Source organism: Mycobacterium sp., assembly GCF_049585075.1.
Classification (GTDB): domain Bacteria; phylum Actinomycetota; class Actinomycetes; order Mycobacteriales; family Mycobacteriaceae; genus Mycobacterium.
The window spans coordinates 1-6,665 of the sequence record NZ_JBAUZA010000398.1; the positions used below are offsets into that span (position 1 = coordinate 1).

At 64.9% G+C, this 6,665-nt stretch carries 8 protein-coding genes; 3 read left to right on the top strand and 5 right to left on the bottom strand.

Features of this window, described 5'->3' with window-relative positions:
* The 4 genes from WB785_RS18980 to WB785_RS18995 form a co-directional block, all read right to left on the bottom strand.
* Positions 1–473, bottom strand: a 473-nt coding sequence (locus WB785_RS18980) for a sirohydrochlorin chelatase (RefSeq protein WP_424080840.1), incomplete at its 3' end; no start/stop codon positions are given.
* Complete coding sequence (locus WB785_RS18985) at positions 452–1,195, bottom strand: phosphoadenylyl-sulfate reductase (protein WP_424080841.1); 744 nt, start codon at positions 1,193–1,195, stop codon at positions 452–454. The genes WB785_RS18980 and WB785_RS18985, both read right to left, overlap by 22 nt.
* Complete coding sequence (locus WB785_RS18990) at positions 1,192–2,859, bottom strand: nitrite/sulfite reductase (protein WP_424080842.1); 1,668 nt, start codon at positions 2,857–2,859, stop codon at positions 1,192–1,194. The genes WB785_RS18985 and WB785_RS18990 overlap by 4 nt, the downstream gene beginning before the upstream one ends.
* Positions 2,860–2,972: 113 nt before the next feature.
* Positions 2,973–3,068, bottom strand: coding sequence for an Ms4527A family Cys-rich leader peptide (locus tag WB785_RS18995; RefSeq protein WP_424080843.1), 96 nt, complete (start codon positions 3,066–3,068; stop codon positions 2,973–2,975).
* Positions 3,069–3,339: 271 nt separating this feature from the next.
* Here WB785_RS18995 and WB785_RS19000 point away from each other — a divergent pair, with 271 nt between their 5' ends.
* The 3 genes from WB785_RS19000 (at position 3,340) to hemW (ending at position 5,575) form a co-directional block, all read left to right on the top strand.
* On the top strand, positions 3,340–3,906 hold the full coding sequence (locus WB785_RS19000; protein ID WP_424080844.1) for an Mce protein: 567 nt from the start codon (positions 3,340–3,342) through the stop codon (positions 3,904–3,906).
* A 14-nt stretch (positions 3,907–3,920) separates the two neighbouring features.
* Complete coding sequence (locus WB785_RS19005; protein WP_424080847.1) at positions 3,921–4,340, top strand: transglycosylase family protein; 420 nt, start codon at positions 3,921–3,923, stop codon at positions 4,338–4,340.
* Positions 4,341–4,402: 62 nt separating this feature from the next.
* Entirely contained in the window at positions 4,403–5,575 is a 1,173-nt protein-coding gene (hemW, locus tag WB785_RS19010; RefSeq protein WP_424080845.1) for a radical SAM family heme chaperone HemW, read from the top strand.
* Here hemW and WB785_RS19015 read toward each other — a convergent pair.
* A partial coding sequence (locus tag WB785_RS19015; RefSeq protein WP_424080846.1) for a DUF222 domain-containing protein occupies positions 5,572–6,665 on the bottom strand: 1,094 nt, incomplete at its 5' end. The genes hemW and WB785_RS19015 overlap by 4 nt on opposite strands.

Genomic DNA, 6,665 nt, shown 5'->3' on the forward strand with positions numbered 1-6,665 from the left:
GTTGTCGCCCCCGCCCACTGGGTTCCTGACCGCAGCATGTTCGCGACCCGAGCGGTACGCGCATTAGCAGCGCTATGCGTCGAGCCGATCGCCACCACCAGCACCCCTAATTCCGGGTCGAGCGTGCTGACTCCCAACTCGGCAAGCCGCTCGTGCAGCACGGACACCAGCCGATCATCCTCGCCTAGGACATCGGCCTGTCGAACCGCCACACCGCAACTCGCGATCTGTCGGGGGATGTCAATGCGGGCGTGGTAGGCGTCGGCCAGCAGCAACGGGGTGACCACCACGCCTGGCCTGAGCACGTCAACCAAGCGTGGAGTGTTCAACTCGCAGAACGCCACCCGCACGCCCAGGCCGGGCCGCATGAAACGAATTTGGTTGGCGACGGCCCGGGCATTGGCCGCCGACTGTGGATCTGCGCTGCCATGCGCGGCCAGCACCAAGGTGGTCACGACGCGTGCAACCCGCATTCGGTCTTGGACTGCCCCTGCCAGCGCCCGCTGCGCGGATCCGCACCGTCGACTACCTTGGCCGTGCAAGGAGCGCAGCCGATCGACGGATAACCCTCGTAGACAAGCGGATTGACCAGCACATCGTTTTCGTCGATGTAGGCCTGCATGTCGTCGTCGGTCCACGTGGCCAGCGGGTTGATCTTCACCAACCCGAACGCCTCGTCGAAGCTGATCAGCGGGGCGTTGGCCCGAGTCGGCGCCTCGACGCGGCGCAGCCCGGTCACCCACGCGGAATAACCCCGCAGCGCTTTGGATAACGGTGCGACCTTGCGAAGCCGGCAGCATTCATTGGGTTCGCGGGCGAACAGGTCCTTGCCCAGCAGCCGGTCTTGCTCTGCAACGGTCTGCTCGGGCGTGACGTTGAGCACCGAGATGTCGTAGACCGCCTCGATCGCGTCACGGGTGCCGATCGTTTCCACGAAGTGATAACCGGTGTCCAAGAACATCACTGGCACACCCGGGCGCACCTTGGCCGCCAGATCGACGAGCACGGCGTCCTGCATATTCGAGGCCACAACGTAGTTGCAGGTTGCCGACGACCGGGGCCCTCGGACGCCGCCGAAATGCTCATCGGTCCAGCGCAACATGTCGCTGGCGTCGGCGCCTGCCAGCTCCGCGGCACCGCGCTCGGCCAGTTCGCGTAATTCCGCTTCCGTCAACCCTTTCGCCTCCCCATTCATCGCAGATCCGCCTCGTCGGCGCGTAACGCCCATTCCGCGAAGCGTTCGTCGGCATCACGCTGCTTGATGAAATTGCGTACTACGCGGTCGATGTAATCGCCGAGCTCGGCGCTGGTGACCTTGTGCTGGCGCAGTTTCCGCCCGAAACCACTGTCAAGGCCCAAGCTGCCGCCGAGGTGCACCTGGAACCCCTCGACCGAGCCGCCGTGGCCGTCGTCAACCATCTGGCCCTTGAAACCGATGTCGGCTACCTGGATGCGGGCACACGAGTTCGGGCAGCCGTTGATGTTCACCGCCACCGGCACGTCCAATTGTGCGTTGATGTCGTCGAGCCGACGCTCCAACTCGGGCACCAGCACCTGAGAACGCCCACGCGTGTCGGCGAACGACAGTTTGCAGTATTCAATACCGGTGCAGGCCATCAGGTTTCGGCGCCAGTGCGACGGCTGCGACGGCAACCCCAGCGCATCAAGCCCAGCGGTCAGCTCATCAAGCTTGTCGTCGGCAACGTCCAGGATGACCAGTTTCTGGTAAGGCGTGAACCGGATCCGCTGCGACCCGGCCCGTTCGGCCAAATCGGCCACCGCGGACAGGATGGTGCCGGACACCCGGCCGGCGATCGGTGCCACCCCAACGGCATTGAGGCCGTTCTTGAGCCGCTGCACCCCGACGTGGTCGATCGGATGCTTGACAGGTTCGGGAGCCGGACCGTCGATGAGTTTGCGTTTCAGGTATTCGGTTTCGAGAATTTCCCGAAACTTCTCAATGCCCCAGTCCTTGATCAGGAACTTCATCCGGGCTTTTGACCGTAGTCGTCGGTAGCCGTAATCGCGGAACACCGATGTAACGGCCTCCCAAACCTCAGGCACCTCCTCGAGCGGCACCCAGGCACCGACCCGTTGGGCCAGCATCGGGTTGGTCGACAGACCACCGCCGACCCACAGGTCCAGCCCGGGGCCGTGCTCGGGGTGGTTGACCCCGATGAACGCGACGTCGTTGATTTCATGCGCGACGTCCTGCAGCCCCGAGATTGCCGTTTTGTACTTGCGCGGCAGGTTGGAAAAGTCCGGATTGCCGATGTAGCGGCGGACGATCTCGTCTACGGCCCAGCTGGGGTCGAGAACCTCGTCGAGCGATTCACCGGCCAGCGGGGAGCCCAGCACCACTCGCGGGCAGTCGCCGCACGCCTCGGTGGTTTGCAGGCCGACCGCGGCCAGCCGCTCCCAGATTTCGGGGACTTTCTCGATCTCGATCCAGTGGTACTGCACATTCTCGCGGTCGGAGATGTCAGCGGTGTCCCGGGCGAACTCGGTGGAGATCTGGCCTATTGTGCGCAGCGCCGCGGTGGACAGTGCCCCGCCGTCGCAACGCACCCGCATCATGAAGTAGTTGGCTTCCAGCAGATCGGCGTTCTCGTCACCGGTCCAGCTGCCGTCGTACCCCTCTTCACGCTGGGTGTAGAGGCCCATCCAGCGGAAGCGACCACGCAGGTCGTTCTTTTCGATGCTGTCGAAGCCCGCTTTGGAGTAATGGTTGAGGATTCGGTCGCGCACATTGAGCGCATCGTCATCCAGCTTGAACTGCTCGTTGGGGTTAAGCGGCTCGCGCTCACCAAGCGCCCACTGGCCTTCGCTACGGCCCTTGGCGGGGCGGGGGGACGTCATTCGGCATCTCCTTAAGTGGAGTAGCCGGCTTGGACCGCGCGGATCACCGGTTGCTGTCCCGGCGGCGCAGATCCGGGAGCCAGCTGGAAAAACAGGTGGGCGGGTCTACGACATCAAGGCAGACAGCGACAGCTGCAGACACGCTTGAGATCGACGTGCCGACGCGCCACCAATGCGATGTCGAACGAGCTGCGGCGGGCGACGGTCACTTGGCCATTGTGCCATGGATGTCGCCGATGGTCGCTACCAGGGTGGAATTTCTCTCACAGTGAGCAAAATTACGTCGCAACCCTGGGACGCAGCGCAAACGTATCCGAGAGTCCGCTGCCAACGCCGCTCGTCGGCTCGCATAGTCGGCGCAAAAACCGAGGCGTGTCGTCGCTGAAGTGGGGCGTTGCTGAGCGAAAATGGCTTGGGTTCGCAAATGATCCGCCGATGTCTATCCCGCGGGATGCGTCGCGGCCAGGTAGGTGAGAGTGAATGGGACTTCCGCGAGATCCCGCGTCAGCCAGCGTCGATGACGAGAACGACTACGACGAACCGGTCCAGGATCTTAGGGCCAGTCGCCGTCGGGCCACCCGCATCCGCGGGCTGGCCGCTGCGGCGCTCGTGGTCGCGCTGGCCTGGGCCGGTTATGAGGGATGGCTGCTGTCCCAGCGGCAGCAAAAGGATGTCGCCGCTGCGCAGGCGCTCGCTGTCGCGGAGAACTATGTCGTCACGCTGACCAGCGTCGACAGCAACACTCTCGACAAGCATGTCGCTGACGTCCTCGACGGCTCGACCGGTGAGTTCAACGACAACTACGCCAGAACCGCCAGCGGGCAGCACAGTCGGCACGTCGTCAACGACAAAGTGAAGACGCACGGGAAGGTCGTCGAATCCGCCGTCAAATCCGCGACCACGAACAAGGTTCAGGTTCTGCTGATGGTCGATCAGTCGGTGAGCAGCCTGGCCAGTCCCGAGCCGCAGATCGATCGCAGCCGCATCAAGATGACCATGCAGAAGATCGACGGCCGGTGGCTGGTCAGCAAGGTGGAGCTGTTATGAAGATTTGGCGCACGATGCCCGCTGCGGCCGCGATCGCCGGATCGATCGTGGTGTTGTCAACCGCTCCCGCCACTGGCGGTGCACATGCAGATCCAGTCAACTGGGAGGCCATCGCGCAGTGTGAATCCGGCGGTAACTGGGCGGCCGACACCGGCAATGGTGCCTATGGCGGCCTGCAGATCACCTTGCCCACATGGGAATCCCACAGTGGCACCGCGTGGTCTGCGTTACCTTCGACCGCCAGACCGCAGGAACAGGTCCTGGTAGGGCAGCGGATTATGGCTACCCAGGGGCCCAGAGCCTGGCCGAGATGCTCGTCCTGCAGTCAGAATGAAGCCCCGATGGGTTCTCTCACGCATCTCCTGACGTCAATGTGGAGTCAGGCTGGCGGGTGCCCAGGGTCGTCGCGTGCTCTCGAGGAGGGAGCGGGGTAAACGCCGCCGCGCACCACCTGAGAACGGGGCTTTATCGGCTCGCTGTGTGATGATGTGTGGGCATGACACCGAATCCGCGCCGGGTCGGCCTCCCCGATGTGCAGCTGAGCCCGGCCGGACCGTTCGGAATCTATGTGCACGTCCCGTTCTGCATTACGCGCTGCGGCTACTGCGACTTCAACACCTATACGCCGGCCGAATTGGGCGGGGTCAATCCCGACGCCTGGATGCAGAAACTGCGATCGGAACTCGAAATGGCCGGTGCGCGGCTGGGCGCCCCGACAGTGCACACGGTGTTCGTCGGGGGCGGAACGCCGTCGCTATTGGGCAGCGCGCGCTTGGCCACGGTGCTCGAATCGGTGCGCGACAATTTCGAGCTCGCATCCGATGCCGAGGTCACCACCGAAGCCAACCCGGAATCGACCTGGCCGGAGATGTTCGACGGGCTGCGCTCGGCGGGGTACACCCGGATATCGCTGGGCATGCAATCGGTGGCGCCGCGGGTACTGGCCACCCTCGACCGGGTGCACTCGCCGGGTCGCGCGGTGACCGCCGCTGGTGAGGCAATGGCGGCAGGCTTTGAACACGTCAGCCTCGACTTGATCTATGGCACCCCGGGAGAGTCCGACGACGATCTGCTGCGCTCGGTGGACGCGGCGATCGGTGCTGATGTCGATCACGTCTCCGCCTACGCGCTGGTGGTTGAGGATGGCACCGCGTTGGCGCGACGGGTCCGTCGCGGCGAGATCGCCGCTCCCGACGACGACGTGCTCGCGCATCGCTACGAGCTGGTCGACGAGCAGCTGTCGGCGGCAGGGTTCGACTGGTATGAGGTGTCGAACTGGAGCCGTCCGGGCGGGCAGTGCCGACACAACCTCGGCTACTGGGACGGCGGCCAGTGGTGGGGCGCGGGTCCGGGTGCGCATAGTTACGTCGGTGCAACCCGTTGGTGGAATGTCAAGCACCCCAACGCTTATGCACAGATAATCGATGGCTCGGCCTTTCCGGTCGCCGGGTTCGAGCAGCTGACTGCGCAGCAACGCCACACCGAGGATGTGCTGCTGAGAATCCGGCTGCGCCAAGGCCTTTCGCTGGACTTGCTGGACGAGGCCGAACGCGAGCGCGCCGCCGTCGCCGTCGAGGACGGCTTGCTAACCCCCGACGGCGAACGCCTGGTGCTTTCCGACCGGGGGCGGCTGCTGGCCGACGGTGTTGTCCGGATGCTGTTGGGTTAGGCCGCATGCCGGGCGAGCGCGACGCCGATGCGGACTTCGAGATCGCTGATGTGGATCGTCGGTGCGCGCGGTGGCGCTCCCGATCGGTACTGCGCGCCGGTTGGGGTGGTGAATATTGCTGTGTGTCTGTGTGTTTCGTCGATGCTCGGTTCGACCCGCCAGCCGGCGGCTTCTTTGACGTAGTTGCATCGCTCGCATTGCCCCAGCCCGTTGGCGGCACTCGTCGAGCCGCCGCGGGCCCATGGTCGGGCATGGTCGCGATGGCGGATCGGCGCGTCGCAGTACGGCGTGCGGCAGCGCTGATCTCGCAGTCCGATGAAGGCGGCCAGCCCGCCGGGAAACAACCGGGCCCGCGACTCCATGGCCACCAGCGCCCCCGAGCCTGGGTGGGCATAAAGCCGGCGAAGCGTCGCCCGCGATCGGGCATCGCTGACAGCGCCCGATACCAATCCGCGGGCGACCCCTGCGGGAATTGGCCCATAGCCGCTGATCTCTGCCGGGGCATTGTCGCCGCCTAGCAAGGTGTGATCCGAGAGGACCAAGTTGACCGCGACCGGTGTCGGCGTCGCAGCACTGCGACCGGTGACCCGTTCGACGAGTGTGTCGGCCATGACCTGGCCGCAAGACCGGTCGTCAAATGTGGTGTCTGCCGCACGACGCAAGGCCGCATATGCCGATACACCTTGGGCCACCGGCAACAATGCGGTCAGATACGTCATGGTGTCGGGTGCAGGGCGAATGGTTACCGTGCGTTCAGTTTCGGCTTTGGCGGCCCGGTCGACCACGGCGTGGGGATCGAGTCGATAGGCGATTGTCTTGGCCGCTGCCGCGATTCGCGCATCGCCCATTCTGTCTAAATCGGCTACGTCAGCGCACATCTCGGCGTCCAGGACGCGCCGGTCGTCCACGTCGAGGCAGGCGCTTTCGCGCACGATAAGGGTGGCCCGCCACTCGCTCAGCACTCCGGTCTCCAAAGCTGCCAGCGTGTGCGGCATCTCATGCACCAGGGCCTTGGCGAAGCCCAGATGGCGGTTACCCCGTGCCGGTGAATCGTGCCGGGCCAGCGCGACCTCGCTGGCCACCCCACGTC